This is a genomic window from Streptomyces sp. M41 (genome assembly GCF_043673425.1).
In the GTDB taxonomy this organism is placed as follows: Bacteria; Actinomycetota; Actinomycetes; order Streptomycetales; family Streptomycetaceae; genus Streptomyces.
Genome location: NZ_JBIMKE010000006.1, coordinates 102,001 through 122,095, shown reverse-complemented (window position 1 = coordinate 122,095; position 20,095 = coordinate 102,001). Strand labels below are relative to the sequence as shown.

Annotated in this window: 18 protein-coding genes; all 18 read left to right on the top strand. The window is 72.1% G+C overall.

The annotated features are described in order from the left end of the window. Window positions 1-79: 79 nt before the first annotated feature. Window positions 80-313 carry a hypothetical protein gene (locus ACHBTE_RS10695; protein WP_394723395.1) on the top strand — a complete coding sequence of 78 codons (234 nt, stop codon included), beginning with the start codon at window positions 80-82 and terminating at the stop codon, window positions 311-313. After that, window positions 313-2,712: a heavy metal translocating P-type ATPase gene (locus ACHBTE_RS10690; protein ID WP_394723393.1), complete on the top strand. Its 2,400-nt coding sequence runs from the start codon at window positions 313-315 to the stop codon at window positions 2,710-2,712. Before ACHBTE_RS10695 ends, ACHBTE_RS10690 begins: the two co-directional genes overlap by 1 nt. Beyond that, complete coding sequence (locus tag ACHBTE_RS10685) at window positions 2,709-3,263, top strand: copper chaperone PCu(A)C (RefSeq protein WP_394723392.1); 555 nt, start codon at window positions 2,709-2,711, stop codon at window positions 3,261-3,263. Before ACHBTE_RS10690 ends, ACHBTE_RS10685 begins: the two co-directional genes overlap by 4 nt. A gap of 157 nt (window positions 3,264-3,420) precedes the next feature. Beyond that, the gene (locus ACHBTE_RS10680) at window positions 3,421-4,191 is read left to right on the top strand and encodes a hypothetical protein (RefSeq protein ID WP_394723391.1); all 771 of its coding nucleotides are present in this window, start codon (window positions 3,421-3,423) and stop codon (window positions 4,189-4,191) included. 328 nt (window positions 4,192-4,519) lie between these two features. Then, window positions 4,520-5,209: a sigma-70 family RNA polymerase sigma factor gene (locus ACHBTE_RS10675; protein WP_394723389.1), complete on the top strand. Its 690-nt coding sequence runs from the start codon at window positions 4,520-4,522 to the stop codon at window positions 5,207-5,209. Between the two features lie 112 nt (window positions 5,210-5,321). After that, window positions 5,322-6,392: an ABC transporter substrate-binding protein gene (locus tag ACHBTE_RS10670; RefSeq protein ID WP_394723388.1), complete on the top strand. Its 1,071-nt coding sequence runs from the start codon at window positions 5,322-5,324 to the stop codon at window positions 6,390-6,392. 92 nt (window positions 6,393-6,484) lie between these two features. Beyond that, window positions 6,485-7,504: a FecCD family ABC transporter permease gene (locus ACHBTE_RS10665; RefSeq protein WP_394723633.1), complete on the top strand. Its 1,020-nt coding sequence runs from the start codon at window positions 6,485-6,487 to the stop codon at window positions 7,502-7,504. Between the two features lie 28 nt (window positions 7,505-7,532). Next, entirely contained in the window at window positions 7,533-8,396 is an 864-nt protein-coding gene (locus ACHBTE_RS10660) for an ABC transporter ATP-binding protein (protein WP_394723387.1), read from the top strand. Between the two features lie 28 nt (window positions 8,397-8,424). Then, window positions 8,425-8,649, top strand: a complete 225-nt coding sequence (locus ACHBTE_RS10655; RefSeq protein ID WP_394723385.1) for a hypothetical protein — start codon at window positions 8,425-8,427, stop codon at window positions 8,647-8,649. Window positions 8,650-8,870: 221 nt separating this feature from the next. Next, a complete protein-coding gene (locus tag ACHBTE_RS10650) occupies window positions 8,871-10,250 on the top strand; it encodes an MFS transporter (protein ID WP_394723384.1) in 1,380 nt (459 codons plus the stop codon). A 13-nt stretch (window positions 10,251-10,263) separates the two neighbouring features. Next, window positions 10,264-12,090, top strand: a complete 1,827-nt coding sequence (gene asnB, locus ACHBTE_RS10645) for an asparagine synthase (glutamine-hydrolyzing) (RefSeq protein ID WP_394723383.1) — start codon at window positions 10,264-10,266, stop codon at window positions 12,088-12,090. 12 nt (window positions 12,091-12,102) lie between these two features. Beyond that, the gene (locus tag ACHBTE_RS10640; RefSeq protein ID WP_394723382.1) at window positions 12,103-13,401 is read left to right on the top strand and encodes a cytochrome P450; all 1,299 of its coding nucleotides are present in this window, start codon (window positions 12,103-12,105) and stop codon (window positions 13,399-13,401) included. A 244-nt stretch (window positions 13,402-13,645) separates the two neighbouring features. After that, window positions 13,646-14,581 (top strand): L-tyrosine/L-tryptophan isonitrile synthase family protein, encoded by a 936-nt coding sequence (locus ACHBTE_RS10635; protein ID WP_394723381.1) that lies wholly within the window; start codon window positions 13,646-13,648, stop codon window positions 14,579-14,581. Between the two features lie 88 nt (window positions 14,582-14,669). Continuing rightward, window positions 14,670-15,395 (top strand): ankyrin repeat domain-containing protein, encoded by a 726-nt coding sequence (locus tag ACHBTE_RS10630; protein ID WP_394723380.1) that lies wholly within the window; start codon window positions 14,670-14,672, stop codon window positions 15,393-15,395. Window positions 15,396-15,604: 209 nt separating this feature from the next. Beyond that, window positions 15,605-17,002, top strand: a complete 1,398-nt coding sequence (locus ACHBTE_RS10625) for an FAD-binding oxidoreductase (protein WP_394723379.1) — start codon at window positions 15,605-15,607, stop codon at window positions 17,000-17,002. Window positions 17,003-17,191: 189 nt separating this feature from the next. After that, entirely contained in the window at window positions 17,192-18,670 is a 1,479-nt protein-coding gene (locus ACHBTE_RS10620) for an MFS transporter (protein ID WP_394723632.1), read from the top strand. Window positions 18,671-18,857: 187 nt separating this feature from the next. Then, window positions 18,858-19,049 carry a putative ATP-grasp-modified RiPP gene (tgmA, locus tag ACHBTE_RS10615; RefSeq protein WP_394723377.1) on the top strand — a complete coding sequence of 64 codons (192 nt, stop codon included), beginning with the start codon at window positions 18,858-18,860 and terminating at the stop codon, window positions 19,047-19,049. Between the two features lie 13 nt (window positions 19,050-19,062). Beyond that, complete coding sequence (locus ACHBTE_RS10610) at window positions 19,063-20,016, top strand: MvdC/MvdD family ATP grasp protein (RefSeq protein WP_394723376.1); 954 nt, start codon at window positions 19,063-19,065, stop codon at window positions 20,014-20,016. Window positions 20,017-20,095 lie beyond the last annotated feature (79 nt).

Genomic DNA, 20,095 nt, shown 5'->3' with positions numbered 1-20,095 from the left:
GCGGCGGCCCGGGCGGCCCGGGAACTCCCCGCCGCCCGCACCCGACTCCTGAAGCGGTACGTGCGTCAGGAGGCCGTAGATGAAAAAACCCCAACGTGTGCCGCCCGCCCTCTGCGGGTTTCTCGTGCTGCTCGCCCTCGTCTTCACCGTGTCGTACGCCGTCGGAGCCGCCGCCGGTCCCGTCGCGCCCGGTATGCACCGCTCCGGCACGAGCGGTGACGGCGGCGGCGACGGCACGGACGGCGGCGACGCGGACCCAGGAGACATGGGGGACATGGGGGACATGGACATGCGGCACGGGAGCGGCGGCTGATGACCACCGAACCGGCACCCCGGATGACCACCACGGACCTGACCGTCGGCGGAATGACCTGCGCGGCCTGTGTACGCCGGGTGGAGAAGAAGCTCGCCAAACTGGACGGCGTGACCGCCACGGTCAACCTGGCCACCGGACGCGCCCGGGTGAGCCACCCGCCGGACGTCCGCCCCGAGGAACTCGTGGCGACGGTCGAACAGGCCGGCTACACGGCCGCGTTGCCCGCACCTCCGAAACGACCCGAACGCCAGGACGACGACCCCGGGGCGGGCGAGGAAACCCGTGCCGAGCGTCACCGGCTGCTGGTGACCGCGCTGCTCGCGGTGCCGGTGCTCGTGCTGTCGATGGTGCCCGCCTGGCAGTTCCGCAACTGGCAGTGGCTGTGCTTCGTACTGGCCGCACCGGTCGCCGTGTGGGGTGCGTGGCCGTTCCATATGCGCGCGCTGCGCGGGCTGCGGCACTCCGCGTCGACCATGGACACGCTGGTCTCCCTGGGTGTGGCGGCCTCCTTCTCCTGGTCGGCGTACGCGCTGTTCCTCGGAGGCGCGGGCGCGCCCGGCATGCGGATGCCGTTCAGCCTGCTGCCCTCCGCCTCGGACGGCGTCGCGCACGTCTACCTCGAAGCCGCCGTCGGCGTCCCGTTGTTCGTGCTGGCGGGCCGCTTCCTGGAGGCGCGAGCACGGCACGGCACCGGTGCCGCGCTTCGCTCGCTCGCCCGGATCGCCGCCAAGGAGGTGACGGTACGGGAGGACGGGGCAGAACGCCTCGTCCCCATCGAGGAGCTGACGGCCGGACAGGTCTTCGTCGTGCGGCCCGGCGAGCGGGTCGCCACCGACGGCGAGGTGGTGCAGGGCAACTCCGCCGTGGATCTGTCGCTCGTCACCGGAGAGAGCGAACCGGTCGAGGTCGGGCCGGGCTCGACCGTGGTGGGCGGCGCCGTCAACGCCGGCGGGCTGCTCCTCGTCCGCGCCACGGCCGTCGGTGCCGACACCCAACTCGCCCGCATCACCCGGCTCGTCACCGAGGCACAAGCCGGCAAGGCGCGGGCACAGCGGCTCGCCGACGCCGTGGCCGGTGTCTTCGTGCCCGTGGTGCTCGCGCTGGCCGTCACCGTGCTCGGGTTCTGGCTCGGGGCCGGGGCGGATCCGCAGGCGGCGATCACCGCGAGTGTGGCCGTGCTGGTCGTGGCGTGCCCCTGCGCCCTGGGCCTCGCGACCCCGACCGCACTGATGGCCGCCACCGGACGCGGCGCGCAGCTCGGCGTGCTGGTCCGGGGGCCGCAGGGCCTGGAAGGGCTCCAGCACGTCGACACCGTCGTCCTCGACAAGACCGGCACCCTCACCTCCGGGCACATGAGCGTCGCCCGTGTCACCGCCGTGCCCGACGGCCTCGGCAAGGAAGCCGTGCTACGGCTGGCCGGGGCCGTCGAACAGGGTTCGGAACATCCGCTGGGCCGCGCGGTCGTCGCATACGCCCGCCGGACCCTGGCCGAACAAGGGCCGTTGCCCGACGTACGCGACTTCCGCGCCGAGACGGGCCGGGGCGTGCGGGGCGTGGTCGAGGGGCGGCTGGTCGAAGTCCTCGCGCCGGACGACGAGTTGCCCGCCTCGCTGGCGGACGCGCTGCCGGTGGCGGAGGCCGCCGCTCACACGCCCGTCCTCGTCCGCGTCGACGGGACGACCCAGGCCCTGATCGAGGTCGGCGACGTCGTACGCCCCGGCGCCTACCGCGCCGTGGACCGGCTGCGGCGCCTCGGCGTACGCCCGGTGCTGGCCACCGGCGACCGGGAAGCACCGGCCCGGGCGGTGGCATCCGCGCTGGGCATCGACGAGGTGCACGCCCGCTGCACCCCCGAGGACAAGGCCGACCTCGTACGGGAGTTGAGGGAGCGGGGCCGCCGCGTCGCGGTGGTCGGCGATGGTGTCAACGACGCCGCGGCGCTGGCCGGCGCCGATCTCGGGATCGCCATGGGCACGGGCACGGACGTCGCGATCGGAGCCGCCGATGTGACGCTGGTGCGCGGCGACATCGAAGCGCTCGGCGACGCCGTACGACTCGCCCGGCGCACCCTCGGCACGATCCGCGTCAACCTGCTGTGGGCCTTCGGCTACAACGCGGTCACCGTGCCGCTCGCCATGGTCGGCCTGCTCAACCCGATGGTCGCCGCGGTGGCCATGTCGGTGAGCTCCTTGTTCGTGGTGGGCAACAGCCTGCGGCTGCGCGCCTGGCAACCGACGCCCGGCCGGGCCCGCCGGCACGACACGGCCGCGGCCACGGTTACGAGCACGGAGATGGGCAGGGACATGGGCACGGCCACGGACCCGGAAACGGAAACGGAAACGGAAACGGAAACAGAAACGGAAACGGAAACGGATCGAGAGGGCTACGGCCGATGACCATATCCATGGCCGAGTCGACGGCCGCCTCCCACAACCGGCGCCCGGACCAGCGCCCGAACCGGCGCCGTATCGCCGACGGACTGCTGGCCGCGCTCGCCCCGGTCACCGCGTGCAGCATCGCCCTGGGCGGTCTGACCACCTGGGTCACCTACGGGGCCGCGGGCAGTCCGGCGCGGATCGCGGTGACCGAGGGCCGGGTGTTCCTGCCGTACGGCGAAGTCCGGGACACGGCCGCGTTCTTCCGGATCACCAACTCCGGGGGCGCGGACGACCGACTGCTGAAGGTGACCTCGCCCGCCGCCGAGAGCGGAACGGCACTCAGCCGCCACCGCATGATCAGCGCCAGCGCGGCAACCGCGCGGACGGTGGACTCGGCCCGCGTCCCGGCCGGCGGCACCCTCGCCATGTCCCCGTTCGGCCTCGACGTCACACTGCGGGCGCGGCCCGGTTGGCAGGAGGGCACATTCGTACCGTTCACCCTGCACTTCGAGCGGGCCGGGCGGATCGACGTACAGGCGATCGTCGTCCGCCCCGGCGGGGGCGGGTGAGGGTCACCCCACTCCCCTAGAAGTCGGTCGGCGAGCGCGTCAGGTTCCCTGGCGTCCATGTGTCCTGTATCACTCTCCTGGGCTTGAGTGTCGGGTGGGGGTGTAGTGCGTACCCACCCGTGACGAGTGGGCCCAGGATGCGAGGATGAGGGCCGTCATGACTGTTGGGTGGGGTGTGCGCACGATACGGGCCGCGGTGTTCGCGTCCGTCTGTGTGCTGCTCGCCGCCCTCGGCCACGTCCTGATGTCAGGCGCCACCGTCCCTTGGTGGACCCTGGCGGCCGGGCTGCTCGCCACCGGCGGTGCGGGGTGGTGTCTCGCGGGCCGTGAGCGGGGGCTCCCGCTGGTCGTGTCCGTCGTCGTCCTCGTCCAGGGTGGACTGCACGCGGCGTTCGAGTTCGCGCAGTCGATGGGCGCCAAGGACATGGGCTCTTCGGACATGGGGGCTATGGGCTCCATGGATGCGCAGCACATGGACCCGAGCCACATGAGCCACATGTCGACGGGGCACATGTCGGCAGGCCACATGGGCGGTGGGGACATGGGCACGGGCCACATGGACCTCCCCGCGGGCCTGAGCGACATGTCGCTCGGCGATATGTCGGTGGGTCATGTGTCGTTGGGCCATATGTCGATGGGCCACGACATGGCCGGCTCGTCCTCGCTCGGCATGTTCGCAGCCCACACCCTTGCCGCGCTGCTGTGCGGCCTGTGGCTGGGCCACGGTGAGCGTGCCGCCTTCCGCATCATGCGGGCCGTCGCCGGATGGCTGGCAGCCCCGCTGCGGCTGGCGCTCGTCCTGCCTCCACCGCCGCACCGCCCGCGTCTGCGGCCCGGCCGGGCTCGCTCCGACCGGCCGCCGCGGCTGCTTCCGCTCGTCCACACGATCACCTCTCGGGGGCCTCCACCGGGGATCGCTGTCGTCTGAGACAGCCGGTTCCCCGAGGCCGTACCGCACCGCCGTCGATCGTCGACCTGTCGATCCGTCGATCCGATGACCCGTCGACCCGTCGACCGCGGTGCGGACGTCGAGCAGTCGCTTCGTCGACGCCGACCGTGCCTCGGGCCTCGGCCGTACCTCCCCGTACGGCCGTATCCCACACCCCCGGACCCTCCGGTACGGCGTATCCGCATGGCTTGCGTCCACAGGGCCGACGGCGACTTCGGCGTCGCCTTCGTGCCCGCCGACACGTCTGCCTACGCGCTGGTCCTCGTGCCTCGCCCGCCGGAGCCCGGACTACCCGAGAAGGACTCAGGTGATCACTCCTGCCCTGCCCTCAAGGTCGGCCGCTCGCGACGAGTCGACGACCGCGTGGGCGCTGGCCGCACGCGGCGGCGACCCGGACGCCGCCGACCGATTCGTCCGTTCCCTGCACCGAGACGTCGTGCGGTACGTGGCGCATCTCTCCGCCGATCCGCAGGCCGCCGACGATCTGGCGCAGGACACGTTCCTGCGGGCGCTCGGCAGTCTGCACCGGTTCGAGGGCCGTTCCTCGGCCCGCGCCTGGCTGCTGTCCATCGCGCGTCGCGCGGTGATCGACAGCCACCGGTACGCCGCTGCCCGGCCCAAACTGTGCGACACCGACGACTGGGCGCTGCTGGCGGAACGTACCCAGCCGACCGGCCTGCCCGGCTTCGACGACGGCGTGGCTCTGCTCGATCTGCTCGACACGCTGCCCGATGAACGCCGCGAGGCGTTCGTCCTGACCCAGCTGATGGGTCTGCCGTACGCGGAGGCGGCCGAGCGGAGCGACTGCCCTGTCGGGACGGTCCGTTCACGGGTGGCCCGCGCCCGGGCGACCCTGGTCGGCCTGCTGGCCGACGCCGACGCCGACACCCACGCCGACACCCACGCCGAGGCCCCGGTCGACACCGTGCCCGCGCCCACGCCCGTGCCCACGCCCGTGGCCGTGCCCGTGGCCGAACCGGCCGCCGTCGCCGCCTGACGAGGAACGCGGTGTCGGTTCCCCCGCCGGGAACTGACACCGCGTCCGCTCCGACTACTGGTTCGGGTGACGGGGATCCGCCCGGGCATCCAGTGGATCGTGGGGAGTTTCGATGCGTTCTCGTGTGTGGCGGAGTACGACGGCCGTGGTGCCCGGTGGCCTGCTGGCGGCGGGCTGCGGAAGCGGCGCCGGCGAGACGGCGGACACCGCCGAGGGCAAGGGCGACTCCGCGGGCCGCCCGGTCACCGTCACCGACTGCGCGGGCGCGAAGACCACCTTCACCACGGTCCCGGAGCGCATCGTCACCTCCAACGCCTCCACCCTGGAGCTGCTGCTGCGGCTGGGGGCCGGGGACAAGGTGATCGGTACCGGCTTCCCGCCCGGCAAGGGCACCCTGCCGGGCGAACTCGACGCCCGGGCCCAGCAGGTGAAGGTGCTCGGCGAGACCGTCATCCCCAAGGAGAAACTCCTCGGCTCCGGCGCCGACCTCTACATCGACACGTTCGCCGCGATGAACATGGGCGGCGGCATGGGGGACGCGCCTACCGAGGAGGAGTTCCGGGCGGCCGGCATCAAGCACACCTATCTGAAGTCCACGGCCTGTGCCGCCATGAGCAAGGCCCCGGTCACCGACCTGTCCGCCGTAGAGAGCGACATCCTCTCGCTCGGCGCCGTGACCGGGACGACCACCAGGGCGAAGGAACTCGTCGCCGGGATGAAGCAGAAGGTGGACGCCGTACGGAAGACCGTCGGCGACGTGCCCGAGGGCGAGCGGCCCAGCTACTTCCTCTTCGACTACGACGCCGGCACCAAGCAGCCCATGGCCGTCTGCAACCGTCAGATCGCCAACGCGGTCATCACCCTCGCCGGGGCCCGCAACGTCTTCGCCGACTGCGACGGCGACTTCAAGCAGGTCGGCTGGGAGGACGTGATCGCGAAGAACCCCGACTGGATCCAGCTCGGCGTACGCAGCCGGGGCAGCGAGGCCGCCGACGACAAGGCGTTCGACGAGGCGGAGGACTGGCTGAGGTCCAACCCGGCGACCAAGGGCCTGAAGGCGGTCGAGGAGGGACACTTCCTGCGCATCGGCTCCGAGCGGACCACCATCGCCGGCGTCCGGAACGCCGACGCCGTCGAACAGATCGCCAAGACGCTCCACCCCGCCCGGACCGGCCGACCGTGACCTCCTTGCTGCCGCGTCGCGAGAAGGCGACCGCCCGGGAGACGCCTGCCCGCGCGACGGCCGCCGGCGAAACGGCCGCCGCCGCGCGCACACTGCCCGCCGGAGTACTCGCGGCGGTCCTGGGCGTCCTGCTCCTCGCCGCGCTGACGGCCGCCGTGGCCTGGGGCTCGACATCGGTGCCACCCGGCGAGGTGTGGAGCGTGGTGTGGCGACGGCTGTCCGGCGAGGCGCCGCGGCCCGGCACCGACGACCTGATCGTGTGGCAACTGCGCCTGCCCCGCGCCCTGTTGGCCGCCGTGGTGGGCGCGGGACTCGGGCTCGTCGGTACGGCGGTGCAGGCGCTGGTGCGCAATCCGCTGGCCGATCCCTACCTCCTGGGCATCTCCAACGGGGCCTCCCTGGGGGCGGTCGCCGCGATCGTCCTCGGCGTCGGGGCCGGCGGGGCCCTGGGAATCGGCCTGTCCGGGGCGGCCTTCGCCGGAGCGCTGGCCACCTTCGCGCTCGTGTGGGCGGTCGCCCGGCGGGGCGGCGGATTCGCGCCGCTGCGGCTGGTGCTGGCAGGGGTGGCGATCGGACAGTTCCTGTCCGGGTTCACCAGTTACCTGGTGCTCCAGGCCGGTGACGAACAGCAGACCCACAGCGTCCTGTTCTGGCTCATGGGCAGCCTCAGCGGTGCGAACTGGGAGCTGCTGGCCGTCCCGGCGATCGCGGTACCGGCCGGGTGGCTGTGCCTCCAGGCCCGCGCCCGGGGCCTGAACGCCCTGCTGATGGGCGACGAGACCGCGGCCGGGCTCGGTGTCCATGTCACCCGGCTGCGGCGGGAGCTGTTCACGGTGACCAGTGTGCTGACCGGGGTCCTGGTGGCCGTCTCGGGCGCCATCGCCTTCGTCGCGCTGATGGTGCCGCACGTCTGCCGGCTGGTCGTCGGCGGCGATCACCGCCGTCTGCTGCCGGTCTCGGCGCTGTTCGGGGCGCTGCTGCTGGTGGTCGTCGACATCGTCTGCCGTACAGCGATGGACACCCAGGAGCTGCCGGTCGGCGTGGTCACCGCGCTCATCGGGGCGCCGACGCTGCTGTATCTGCTGGACCGCCGTCTGGGGAGCGGGAGTTGAGAGTCATGGCGACGCGGGGGAGCGACAGTTGAGGATCGACATCGATGACCTGCACGTCGCCTACGCGGGCCGTACGGTCGTCGCGGGCGCCCATCTGATCGCGGCCGAGGGGGAGATCACCGGCCTCGTCGGGCCCAACGGCAGCGGCAAGTCCACCCTCCTGCGCACGGTGTACCGGCACTTGAAGCCGGCCGCCGGCCGGGTCCTGCTGGCCGGAGGCGATCTGCGCCGGCTGAGTCCTGCCGAGGCGGCCCGGCATGTCGCGGCGCTCCCGCAGGAGCGGGGCGGTGACTTCGAGCTGACCGTCCGCGAGGTCGTCGCCATGGGCCGTACGCCCTACAAGCGGGCTTTCGCGGGCGAGGACGCCACCGACCGGGACGTGGTCGCCGGCGCTCTCGCGGATGTCGGCATGGAGGGGCACAGCGGGCGCCGCTTCACCGAACTGTCCGGCGGCGAACGGCAACGCGTGCTGCTGGCCCGGGCCTTCGCCCAGCAGCCGGACGTCCTGGTCCTGGACGAGCCCACCAACCATCTCGACATCCGCCACCAGGTCGAACTGCTGGCCCTGCTGCGCGGCCGGCGCCGCACCACCCTGGTATCGCTGCACGATCTGAACGCCGCCGCGTCCGTCTGCGACCGGCTGCACGTCCTGCACGGCGGACAAGTGGTCGCCTCCGGCGCCCCGCGGGATGTGCTGCAACCGGGCCTGCTGGCCGAGGTGTTCGGCGTACGGGCGACCGTGGTGCAGCACCCGTTGACCGGCGATCCGCTGATCGCCTTCGACCACCGCAACCCCGCCGAGGCCGCCGCGGACCAACCCGACGGCGCGGGTATGTCCCTGTCGGCCCCGAGCGGTGCATCGGGGGCCGGCTCCGGGCGGTCACACCGGTGAGCGCCCACGATCGCGAAAGGTGTGAACCATGACCGAGACGACAGGCATCGAGGGCCTGGACCCGGTGGCGACGTTCTGCGGCAACTGCGACTGCGGCTGCCCGCAACTGTTCGTCGACCCCGCCGCCCCGGCCGAGCGCCGGGTGGTCCTCACGGACGACTTCGGGCAGCTGGTGCAGATGAGCGCCGACCAGTTCTCGTCGCTGGTCGCGGACGCCAAGTCCGGCAAGCTGGACGGCGTCATCACGTCCTGACGCCGTAACTGGGCGAGCAGAAGCACCACCACGGCCCGAGTGACGCGTCACCCTGCCCGAGCAGACGCACCACCACAGGGCCGAGCAACCGCACCATCACAGGGCTGATTCCGCGTTTCATCATATTTCCGGCCATGCCCGGGAACTCGGCCCCCTTCGCCCCCGACCTCTGGAACGAAGCTGCCGCACGGGCAGCCGGTCCTGGGGGAGGGGGCGCGAGGGTGAGGGATCGCTGGGTGCTCGTCGGAGTGGCGGGCGCGCTGTCGTTCGTGGCGATGCTCGACATGAACATCGTGAATGTGGCGCTGGCCGACATCGCCGCCGGTCTGGACGCCTCGGCGGCCACGGCCCAGTGGGCGGTACTCGGGTACCAACTCCCGGTCGTCGCCCTGCTGTTGCCGGTCGGCCGCCTGCTGGACGGCGGGGGTGTGCGGCCCGCGCTCCTGGCGGCCACCGCGGGTTTCGCCCTGTGCAGCGCACTGGCGGCCCTCGCACCCTGGGCCGCCTGGCTGATCGGCGCCCGCGTCGGGCAGGGCGTATGCGCGGCGGTGCTGTTCGTGCTGATGCCGGTGCTGGCCGTCCGAGCCGTACGGCCCGAGGCGCGCGGCCGGGCGATGAGCGTACCCGCGACCCTGGGGCCGCTGGGGGCCGTGACCGGCCCGGCGGTGGGCGGGTTGCTGCTGGACCATCTCGGCTGGCGCTGGGTCTTCCTGGTCAAGATCCCGTTCTGTCTGCTGGCGCTGGCCGTCGCCTGGAAGGCGATGCCCGAGGACGGCACGCCGCGCAGGCCGGACCGGCGGTCGTTGTCGGACGCGCTCGCGGTGGCCGGGGGAGTGGGCCTGTTGCTGCTCGCCCTGACCCTGGGCGCCGAGCGACCGCCACTACTGCTGCTCGCGGCCGTCGCCGTCCCGCCGTTGTGGTGGTGGCTGCGAGGTCCGGGTGGCCGTCCGGTGACCGGCGTACTGCGGGCGGCGGGACTGTTCCGGGCGCACGGGGCGGTGCTGGCGCTGGCCGCCGGGTTCGCCGCCATGCATTACGTCGTCGCCCTGCACCTGCGGCAGGACGGGGGCGTCAGCGCCACCGCGACGGGGCTGACCGTGCTCGCCTTCCCGCTCGGCATGGCCCTGGCCGGGCCGCTCGGCGGACGGCTCGCCGACAGCCGGCTGCGCTCGAACAGGCGGGCTCCCCTCGGGTTCCGGCCGGTCTCCGTCACCGGCGCCGCGCTCACCGCGGCCGGACTCCTGCTGCTGATCCCGCTCGACGCCGGCTGGTCCCCGCTCGACGTGGCCTGGCGGCTGGCCGTGGCAGGCATCGGCATGGGCCTCAACGGCGGCCCCACCCAGGCCCTCGTCCTCGGCGCCGCCCCGCCGGAGCGGATCGCCACCGTCGGCTCGACGGTCCAGGTCGCCCGCAGCCTCGGCTTCGCCCTCGGCCCGGCCCTGGCCATCGCCGCCTGGACCCTCGCCGGGTCCGGCGGGGGCGCGTGGGCCGGTCTGACGACGGCCGCGGTGGCTGCCTGTCTGGCCGTGGCCCTGCTCGCCCTGCCCGGCCGGCGGTCCGTGCCCGGGCGCGTGCGGGCCACCGACAAAGTCCCGACCTGATCCAGGAGTTGCCATGTGCGGAATCACCGGCTGGGTGTCCTTCCATCACGACGCCCGCACCCGCGCCCCGGTCATCGAGGCCATGACCGCCACCCTCACGGCTCGCGGCCCCGACGCGGGCGGCGTATGGCTCGGTGAGCGTGCCGCGATCGGGCATCGCCGGCTGGCCGTCATCGACCTCGCGGGCGGCGCCCAGCCGATGACCGACCGGGCCGACACCCCGACGTCGGTCCTCAGCTACAGCGGCGAGATCTACAACCACCACGAGCTCAGGGCCGAACTGCGCAGCCGCGGACACGAGTTCCGGACCCGCAGCGACACCGAGGTGGTGCTGCGGGCCTACGCGGAGTGGGGCGAGGCGGTGGCCGAACACCTCGACGGGATGTTCGCCTTCGCGGTCTGGGACGAGCGCGCCGAGAGGCTGCTGCTGGTGCGCGACCGGCTGGGTGTCAAGCCCCTGTTCTGGGCGGCCGTCGACGGCGGACTGGCCTTCGCCTCAGAGCCCAAGGCGCTCTTCGCGCACCCGGAGATACGGCCCCGCGTCGACGCGGACGGACTGCGTGAGGCGTACAGCCTGCTGTTCAACACCGGTCCCACCGTGTGGTCAGGCGTGCGTGAGGTCGAGCCGGGCGGCCTGCTCCTCCTGGACCGCGGCGGCATCCGCGAGCGCCGCTACTGGCAGCTGACGGCCGGCGCGCACGAGGACGGCCGGGACGCGACCGTGGACCGGATCGGCGCCCTGCTCGCGACTGCCGCCCGGGGGCAGCTGGAGGCCGAAGTCCCGCTGTGCAGTCTGCTGTCCGGCGGCATCGACTCCACCGTCCTGACCGCCCTGCTCGCCGACGAACTCCGCCTGCGCGAAGGCCCGGACGCCCGCCTCCGCTCCTACGCCGTCGACTACAGCGACCAGGCCGAGCAGTTCACCGGCGACATCCTGCGCACCGGTCACGACACGCCGTACGCCGCCGAGGCGGGCGCGTTCATCGGGACCGATCACAGCACGGTCGTACTGGACCCGCGTGCGCTGCTCGACCTCGAGCACCGCAAGGCCGTGGTCGTGGCGCGTGACTCACCGATCGGCGTCGGCGACATGGACACCTCGCTGTACCTGCTGTTCGGACGGATCCGCCGACACTCCACCGTCGCGCTGTCCGGGGAGGCCGCCGACGAGGTCTTCGGCGGCTACCCCTGGTTCCACAACCCCAGGGCGCTCGCCGCCGGCACCTTCCCCTGGCTGCTGGTCACGGGCGACGAGGCCGCCATGCCGCTGAACCCCGAACTCGACCTGCGTATCGCAGAGTTCCGTGACGACACCTACCGCAGCGCGCTGGCCGCCGTACCCCACCTCGACGGCGAATCGCCCACCGAGCACCGGCAGCGCGAGATGCAGCACCTGTCCCTGACCCGCTGGCTACGCCAACTCCTGCACCGCAAGGACCGGTTGAGCATGGCCCAGGGCCTGGAGGTGCGCGTCCCCTACTGCGACCACCGGCTCGTCCAGTACGCCTTCGACGCCCCCTGGACGCTGAAGAGCTTCGACGGCCGGGAGAAGAGCCTGCTGCGCGCGGCCGGCGCGGGACTCGCCCCTGACTCGGTCCTGCACCGCCCGAAGAACCACTACCCGGCCACCCACCACTGCGACTACAACCGCGGCCTCCAGGGCCTGGCCCGGGACGCGCTCGCCGTCGAACAGGTGCGAGCGCTGGCCGACGCGACCCGCATCAAGCCTCACCTCGACACCCCGCCCGAGCGGCTGGATTGGGGCCACCGCCTCCGTCTCGAACGTGTCGTCGACCTCGCCCTGTGGCTGGACCACCACCAGCCCGAACTCGCCCTCTGAGGAGCACCGCGCATGACCCTCCAGGATCCCCTTCCGGCCGTTGACCCGCAGCCGCAGCCGCAGCCGCAGCCGCAGCCGCAGCCGCAGCCACTGCCCGATCCGGTCCCGCTCCTGGGCTGCCCGTACAAGACCGACCCCTATCCGCTGTACGAGCGGATGCGGGAGGCCGGCCCGGTCCACCGTGTCCTGTTCCCCAGCGGTGTACGGGCCTGGCTCGTGACCGGATACGAGGCCGCCCACGCCGCCCTGAACGACGACCGTCTCGGCAAGCACCACGATCGGGGCAACGACCGCTGGCGGGCCCGCGCCTCGATCATGCCCGAACCGCAGCACTCCCAGCTCCAGGTCCACCTCCTCCACCAGGACCCGCCGAAGCACACCCGGATGCGACGCCTGGTGACGGACGCCTTCACACCCCGCCGGGTGGAGCAACTGCGACCGCGGTTGCAGGAGTTGGCCGACGCCGCCGTCGACGCCCTCCCGGCGAGCGGGCCGGCCGACCTCGTCACCGGCTTCGCCGCCCAGTTCCCCTTCCAAGTACTCGCCGAAGTCATCGGGCTGCCGGTGGAGTTGGCCGTGCGCTTCGACCGTGACTGGGGCAAGGTCGTCCAGCCCGTGGGGCCCACGGATCCGGAGCGGCCACGCTACGAGGCACGGTTGCACGGGCTCCAGAGCTACATCGCCGAGGTCGTCGCCCACAAGCGGGAGCAAGGGGCCGACGACCTGCTGGGGAGGCTCGTCGTGGCCCGGGACGAAGGCGAGCTGTCCCAGGAGGAGCTGGACTCGATGATCTTCCAGCTGCTGGTCGCGGGCCAGGAGCCGGTCACCAACCAGATCACCACGGCTCTGATCGCCCTGCTCCGCCACCCCGGCCAGCTCGCCCGCCTGCGCGACGACCTCGCCCTGCTGCCCCGAGCGGTCGAGGAACTCCTGCGCTACGACAGCGCCTTCGAGCTGACCACCTGGCGCTTCTTCGACCGGGACAGCGACCTGCACGGCAGAGAGATCCCGGCCGGGGACTCCGTCATCGTGTCCCTGTGCGCGGCCAACCGGGACAGGGACCGCTTCGAAAACCCCGACCGACTCGACCTGGACCGCTCGCCCAACCCCCACCTGGCCTTCGGGCACGGCATCCACTTCTGCCCCGGCGCCGCCCTCGCTCGCGCCGAACTCCAGGTCGCTCTAGGCACATTGCTCGCGCGGCTGCCCGGGCTGCACCTCGCGATCAGGGACGAGGACATCGAGTGGATCCCGTCCGTCCTGGGCCGAGGCGCGAACCAACTGCCCGTCGGCTACGACCGCCGACTGTGAGACCGGCGGACGCCTGACCTGGGCCTCCATCCCGAGACGGGCGGACGTCTGACCCGGGCCTCCACCCCGAGACCGGTGGACGCCTGACCCGGGCCTCCACCCCGGGACGGGCCCACGCCTGATCCAGCCTCCACTCGCTCACACCCACCCGCCCATGCCCACGCCCCGGCCCCCCACCCATCCGAACCCCCCACGCCCGACCGGCGCCATGGCGCCATGCCCGCACGCCCCCTGGAGGTACGACATGCTGCTGACGACCGAGCCCGACACCCTCCCGACGGACACCGGCGTGCAGATCCTGAACCTGCTTCTGCCGCACCACCGCACCACCGACCCGACCCGCGCCACGGCCGAGTCCTTCCCACACCAACTGCGCCGGATCACCGACTACGTCCGTCAGGGCGCCCCCGTCGTCCTCACCCTCCCCGGCTTCCCCTGCAAGTCACCCAACCCGGCCAAGACCCTCGGGCACCTCCCCGACATGGGCGAACGCCTCTCCCTCGCCTTCCTCGACACCCTGTGCACGCAGATCGAGCGGATTCACCCGCCCGGCGCCCGGGTCGTCATCTGCTCCGACGGCCATGTCTTCGGCGACCTGATCCACGTCCCCGACGCACACATAGACGCCTACGCGGACGAACTCCGCACGGACATCGCGCAGTTGAACCTGAGCAACCTCTCCGTCTTCGACCTGCGCGACGTCCTCGGCGACCTCCCGCGGGACATGAAACGCGTCTACGTCCAGGACGACTACGCCCCCACCCTGGACGCCCTGCGCGCCGAGGTCCGTGCCGACGCCACCACCCTCGCCCTGTACCGCGGCATCACCCGCTTCCTGGTCGAGGACACCGCCGACCACACCGGCACCCGCTCCGCCCTCCAACGCGAGTGCCGCAGACGGGCGTACGGCGTCATCCGGCGCAGCCGCGCCTGGGGCGCGCTGATCGCCGAGCATCACCCCCGTGCCGTACGCCTGTCGATCCACCCCCAGCCGACCGGCGCCCCCAAGTTCGGCATCCGCCTCCTCGACGCACCCGACGCCTGGACCACCCCCTGGCACTCGGCCGCCCTGCGCGAGCCGGACGGCAGCTGGTCCCTCATGCCCAGGGCCCGGGCGCAGCGGCTCGGCCGGCTGGTGCACCACGACGGCCGGCCGAGCCACTTCGAGCGCTCGGGCTAGGGGGCGGGCGCACGGCAGAGACATGGCGTTGTCAGTGGGCCGTGTTATCCAGGGGGTGATCCAGAGATCCAAGATCCGGAGGTGCCCGATGCTGATCGACACGACCGCTCCGCTGGCCCGCGCCGCCGTGGAGGCGATCCGGACCGGCGACGTGGCCGCGTTGCAGGACCTGCTCACCGCGCACCCGGCGCTGGCCACGGCCCGGCTCGGCAACATGCGCACGACCCGCACCCTGCTGCATGTCGTCACCGACTGGCCCGGACATCTGCCCGACGGCCCCAGGACCGTGGCCGCGCTGGTCGCCGCCGGCGCGGACGTGGACGCGCGATTCACCGGCCCGCACCGCGAGACCCCGCTGCACTGGGCCGCCAGCTGCGACGACGTGCCCGTCCTGGACGCGCTGCTCAATCTGGGCGCGGACATCGAGGCCGAGGGCGCGGTCGTCGGAGGGGGCACGCCGCTGGCGGACGCGGTGGCCTTCGGGCAGTGGGACTGCGCTCGGCGACTGGTCGAGCGCGGTGCGCGCACCACCCTGTGGCAGGCCGCGGCACTCGGTGACGCCGACCGGGTCGCCGCCTGCTTCACCTCCGGGTCCGCCCCGCCCACCGCGGAGCAGATCACCGCCGCGCTGTGGTGCGCCTGTCACGGCGGACAGCAGCAGACCGCCGACTACCTGCTGCGACGCGGTGGTGACATCAACTGGATCGGTCACGACCGGCTGACCGCACTCGACGCCGCCGATCGCTCCGGCCACCCGGCCCTGGTCGCCTGGCTGCGTGACCAGGGGGCGAGGTCCGCGGCCGAGTTGGGCTGACAGAGGCGGACGATCGCCGGCCGCGCTTTCGGCCGACATGCGCCCGCCGAGCGCCGGGTGAAGACTGGGACACGGCGGGGCCGGTGTGCCCTGCCGACATCGATACGAGGTGCGAACGGATCCGCGCACCACGCCCCCGCTGCCCGCCCGGACGTCAAGCGCCGTCATCCGTCCGCGGTTCACCGTCTTCACACAGAGGGGCCCCGGCCATGGGCGGCATCAACGGAACGGCAATCGACGGTCTGCGCGAGGCGCTGAGGGGGCCGGTCATCACGGCGCAGGACCCGGGCTACGACGAAGCCCGCAGCATCTACAACGCCATGATCGACCGACGCCCCGCGGCCATCGCGCGGTGCGTGGACGTGGCGGACGTCCGGGCCGTGCTGTCCTTCGCACGCGACACCGGAGTGGAGCTGGCGGTGCGCGGAGGAGGCCACAGCGGACCCGGGCTGTGCATGGTCGACGACGCGCTCGTCCTGGACCTGTCGGCGATGCGCGGGGTGCGCGTGGACCCCGGCGCGATGACCGCGCAGGTGGCCGGCGGCGCACAGCTCGGCGACCTGGACCACGCGGCGCACACCTTCGGCCTGGGCGTTCCGGCCGGCATCATCTCGATGACCGGCGTGGGCGGTCTCACCCTCGGCGGCGGCCACGGCTACCTCACCCGCGCATACGGCCTGACCATCGACAGCCTGCAGTCCGCCGACGTCGTCCTCGCCGACGGTACGTTCGTCACCGCCTCCGAGGAGGAGCACCCCGACCTGTTCTGGGCGCTGCGCGGCGGCGGCGGGAACTTCGGCGTCGTCACGTCCTTCACCTTCCGCATGCACCCCGTGGACACCGTCGGGGTGGCGGTGACGGTGTGGCCGGTCGACCGCACCCCCGAAGTGCTGCGCTGGTACCGGGACTTCATGCCTGCCGCGCCGAAGGACGTGTACGGCTTCTTCACCGTGTTCACCATCCCGCCCGGACCGCCGTTCCCCGAGCCGCTGCACGGGCAGAAGATGTGCGGCATCGTCTGGTGCTACACCGGTGACCTCGCGGGCGACCGCCTGGAACAGGTGCTGGCCCCGGTGAACGACCCCGCGCCGTCCGCCTTCCACTTCACCACGCCCATGCCCTACCCCGCCCTCCAGGGCATGTTCGACGAGCTCATCCCGAAGGGCTACCAGTGGTACTGGCGTGGCGACTTCTTCGACACGATCTCCGACGCGGCGATCGAAGTCCACCACAAGTACGGCGAGAACCTCCCCACCCCGCTGTCCCTGATGCACCTCTACCCCGTGGACGCCGCCGCCCATGAGGTCGGCGCCGACGACACGGCCTGGGCGTACCGGGACGCCGTCTGGTCCGGAGTGATCGCGGGCGTGGACCCGGATCCCGCCAACGCGGAGCTGATCCGGCAGTGGAGCGTCGACTACTGGAGCGATCTGCATCCGCACTCCATGGGCGGCTCCTACGTCAACTTCCTCGGCGAGGCGGAGAGCACGGACCGCGTGCGGACGACCTACGGCCGGCTCTACGACCGGCTGTCCGCGACCAAGCGCACCTACGACCCGTACAACTTCTTCCACCACAACCAGAACATCCCGCCGGCCACCGGCTGACCAGGAGCGCCGCCGCCGGCTCGGTGATCGACTGGAGGGCCGTACGGCGGCGGCGTACGGTCGAATGGTGGCGGGACCGCACCGAATCCCCGCCCACGGCGCGATGGCATGAGCAATCCCGAGCCGACACCCGAAGCACGGGCCACCACCCCGCAGGAGACGGAGCGGAGCGATGGTCGTGGCAGAGGCATGGCGCTGTTCGTCATAGCGTCCTGCCAGCTGATGGTGGTCCTCGACATCACCATCGTGAACATCGCCCTTCCGGACATCCAGCGCGCGCTCGGGTTCTCCACGACGAGCCTGTCCTGGGTGGTCAACGCCTACACGCTGACCTTCGGCGGGCTGCTGCTGCTCGGCGGCAGAATGGGCGACATCCTGGGCAGACGCCGGGTGTTCATCTTCGGCGTACTGCTGTTCGTGCTCGCCTCGCTGCTCGGCGGACTGTCCCAGAACGAGTGGCAGCTCCTCGCCGCTCGCGCCCTCCAGGGCGTCGGCGGCGCCATCGCCTCGCCGACCTCCCTCGCCCTGATCAGCACGACGTTCCCCGAAGGGCCCGAGCGCAACCGGGCGTTCGGCGTCTTCGCCGCGGTGTCGGCGGGCGGCGGCGCGATCGGGCTGCTGGCGGGCGGCATGCTCGTGGAGTGGCTCAACTGGCGCTGGGTGCTGTTCGTCAACGTGCCCATCGGGCTGCTGATCGTGCTCGCCACGCCGCGCTGGATCCGGGAGTCCGAGCGCCACCCCGGACACTTCGACGTGGCCGGTGCGCTGACCTCCACCATCGGCATGGTGCTGCTGGTCTACGGGTTCATCCGGGCGGCGCAGGACGGCTGGCGGGACGCGCTGACGCTGGCCGCGTTCGGGGCGGCCGTCGTCTTCCTGCTGGCGTTCGTCCTTGTCGAGCAGCGTTCCCGGCAGCCCATCACACCCCTGCACATGTTCGCGGACCGCAACCGCGCGGGCACGTACGGCATGATGCTCAGCCTCGCCGCCGCGATCTTCGGCATGTTCTTCTTCCTCACGCTCTTCGTGCAGAACGTGCTGGACTTCAGCCCGCTGGAGGCCGGGCTCGCCTTCCTGCCGGTGAGCGCCGTCATCGCGGTCGGCGCCGGACTGGCGTCCCAGTTCCTGCCCAGGTACGGGCCCAAACCGTTCATGGTGGTGGGGGCGATCCTGGCCGCCGCGGGTCTCGCCTGGCTGACCCTGACCGACGTGCACTCGACCTACGCCGGCAGTGTCCTGGGCCCGATGCTCGTCTTCAGCCTCGGCATGGGCATGGAGTTCGTGTCCCTGACCCTGATGGCGCTGTCGAACGTGGCCGTGCACGAGACGGGCGCCGCCTCCGGGCTGCTCAACGCCACCCAGCAGGTCGGCGGTTCCCTCGGGCTGTCCATCCTGGTCACGATGTTCGGTACGGCCAGCAACAACGAGGCCGACAAACAGATCCCCGCCTTCCTGTCCCAGGCGACCCCCCTGGAGCGGCTGCGCTTCGAACGCACCGGGCAGTTGCCCGCGCAGTACGCCGACGAGATCCTCACCGCGGGAGTCTCCGCCGCCTTCATCGTGGCCGCGATCTTCACCGCGATCGCCGCGGTGATCGCCCTGTTCGTGATCCAGGTCCGCCCCTCCGACCTGGAACGCCTTCAGGGCGGCGGAGTGCCGACGTCCTGAGACACCGCGGACCCGGACCACGGGTGAACTCGCCCCGTGCACAAGGTGCTTGTCGTGTCGAAGATGTGCGGAACGCGACGCGGGATGTGACGACCTTCACCCCGATGTGGCAGCAAGTGATGAATTCGTTACGCAAGGAACCCGTAAAGGACGGTAACGCAGTCAAGACGCGACCGTGGAGGTACCAATGCGACCGTTCACCCTCAACTACGCCGTTCCCCGGGGACTTTGCAACGCGGTGACGCCGTATCACTTCGACCCGGCCCGACAGCTGAACGTACTGGCCAACGGCCGACCCGCGGTCAGCGACCCGGACCTCCTGCTCGCGGTCGGCACGACGACGTCCACCGCGGGATCCGCGACCCACTTCGACGACTGACGAACGACCCCGAATGACCGTACTGATCCTCACGTCCGAGGAGGACGTGACCGCCGACATGGTGGTGGCCGACCTGCAAGGGACGGGCACGCCCGTGCTGCGGCTGGACCCCGCCGACCTGCCGGGAAAGGCCGTGCTGTCCGTGGACTACGCCCACGGGGACTTCGACGGACACCTCTCGGTCAACGGACATGTGCTCAGCATGGGAGGACTGCGCTCCATATGGGTGCGCAGACCCGGCGAACCCGCCGCGCACGCCCCGCACCCCTCGCCATGGCTGACCGCCGAGACCCGGCAGGCGCTGTACGGGATGCTCCACTCCGCCTCCGCGCGGTGGATGAACCATCCGCGCAACGCCGAACAGGCGCGGCTGAAGCCCTGGCAGCTGAGGGTCGCCCACCTCAGCGGGTTCGCCGTGCCGCCGACCGTCTTCACCACGGCACCCCGGCTGGCACGGGAGTTCGCCGAGGAACACCGGGAAGTGGTGATCAAGTCCGCCTCGGGACCCCCGCCCGGTGACGGACTGGCCCTGCCCACCACCCTCATCGGCCCCGACGCTGACTTCACCGCCGTCGCGGCCGGCCCTGCGCTGCTCCAGCGGTATGTGCACAAACGGGCCGACATCCGGCTGACCTGCGTCGGCACCCGGCTGTTCACCGCCCGCAAGACCGCCGAACCCGGCCAGGTCGACGGACGCTACGGCGAGACCGGGCACACCTGGGAGGCGGCCCACACCCCCGAACGCATCGCCAAGTCGGTGCACGAGTACGTCAAACTCGCCGGACTGGCATACGCCGCCTTCGACTTCGCCGAGGACGAGGACGGCATCTGGTGGTTCCTGGAGTGCAACCAGGGCGGCCAGTTCGGCTTCATCGAGCTGGAGACCGAGCAGCCGATCGCGGAGGCGGTCGCCCTGTGGCTCGCCCGGCGCGCGCCGGAGGGCGGAGCCTCCGACGGCCGCCGCTGAGCCGGCCGGTGCGGTCGAGCCGGACGCCATGACGAGCAAGCCCGTCGCGTGGACTACGTTGTGAAGCACTGGAACCGAC

What these genes read in the sequence shown, in the direction of transcription:
- ACHBTE_RS10695 (WP_394723395.1), top strand. Translation starts at nt 80, where the DNA reads ATGAAAAAACCCCAACGTGTGCCGCCCGCCCTCTGCGGGTTTCTCGTG.
- ACHBTE_RS10690 (WP_394723393.1), top strand. Translation starts at nt 313, where the DNA reads ATGACCACCGAACCGGCACCCCGGATGACCACCACGGACCTGACCGTC.
- ACHBTE_RS10685 (WP_394723392.1), top strand. Translation starts at nt 2,709, where the DNA reads ATGACCATATCCATGGCCGAGTCGACGGCCGCCTCCCACAACCGGCGC.
- ACHBTE_RS10680 (WP_394723391.1), top strand. Translation starts at nt 3,421, where the DNA reads ATGACTGTTGGGTGGGGTGTGCGCACGATACGGGCCGCGGTGTTCGCG.
- ACHBTE_RS10670 (WP_394723388.1), top strand. Translation starts at nt 5,322, where the DNA reads ATGCGTTCTCGTGTGTGGCGGAGTACGACGGCCGTGGTGCCCGGTGGC.
- ACHBTE_RS10655 (WP_394723385.1), top strand. Translation starts at nt 8,425, where the DNA reads ATGACCGAGACGACAGGCATCGAGGGCCTGGACCCGGTGGCGACGTTC.
- asnB (WP_394723383.1), top strand. Translation starts at nt 10,264, where the DNA reads ATGTGCGGAATCACCGGCTGGGTGTCCTTCCATCACGACGCCCGCACC.
- ACHBTE_RS10640 (WP_394723382.1), top strand. Translation starts at nt 12,103, where the DNA reads ATGACCCTCCAGGATCCCCTTCCGGCCGTTGACCCGCAGCCGCAGCCG.
- ACHBTE_RS10635 (WP_394723381.1), top strand. Translation starts at nt 13,646, where the DNA reads ATGCTGCTGACGACCGAGCCCGACACCCTCCCGACGGACACCGGCGTG.
- ACHBTE_RS10630 (WP_394723380.1), top strand. Translation starts at nt 14,670, where the DNA reads ATGCTGATCGACACGACCGCTCCGCTGGCCCGCGCCGCCGTGGAGGCG.
- ACHBTE_RS10625 (WP_394723379.1), top strand. Translation starts at nt 15,605, where the DNA reads ATGGGCGGCATCAACGGAACGGCAATCGACGGTCTGCGCGAGGCGCTG.
- ACHBTE_RS10620 (WP_394723632.1), top strand. Translation starts at nt 17,192, where the DNA reads ATGGCGCTGTTCGTCATAGCGTCCTGCCAGCTGATGGTGGTCCTCGAC.
- tgmA (WP_394723377.1), top strand. Translation starts at nt 18,858, where the DNA reads ATGCGACCGTTCACCCTCAACTACGCCGTTCCCCGGGGACTTTGCAAC.
- ACHBTE_RS10610 (WP_394723376.1), top strand. Translation starts at nt 19,063, where the DNA reads ATGACCGTACTGATCCTCACGTCCGAGGAGGACGTGACCGCCGACATG.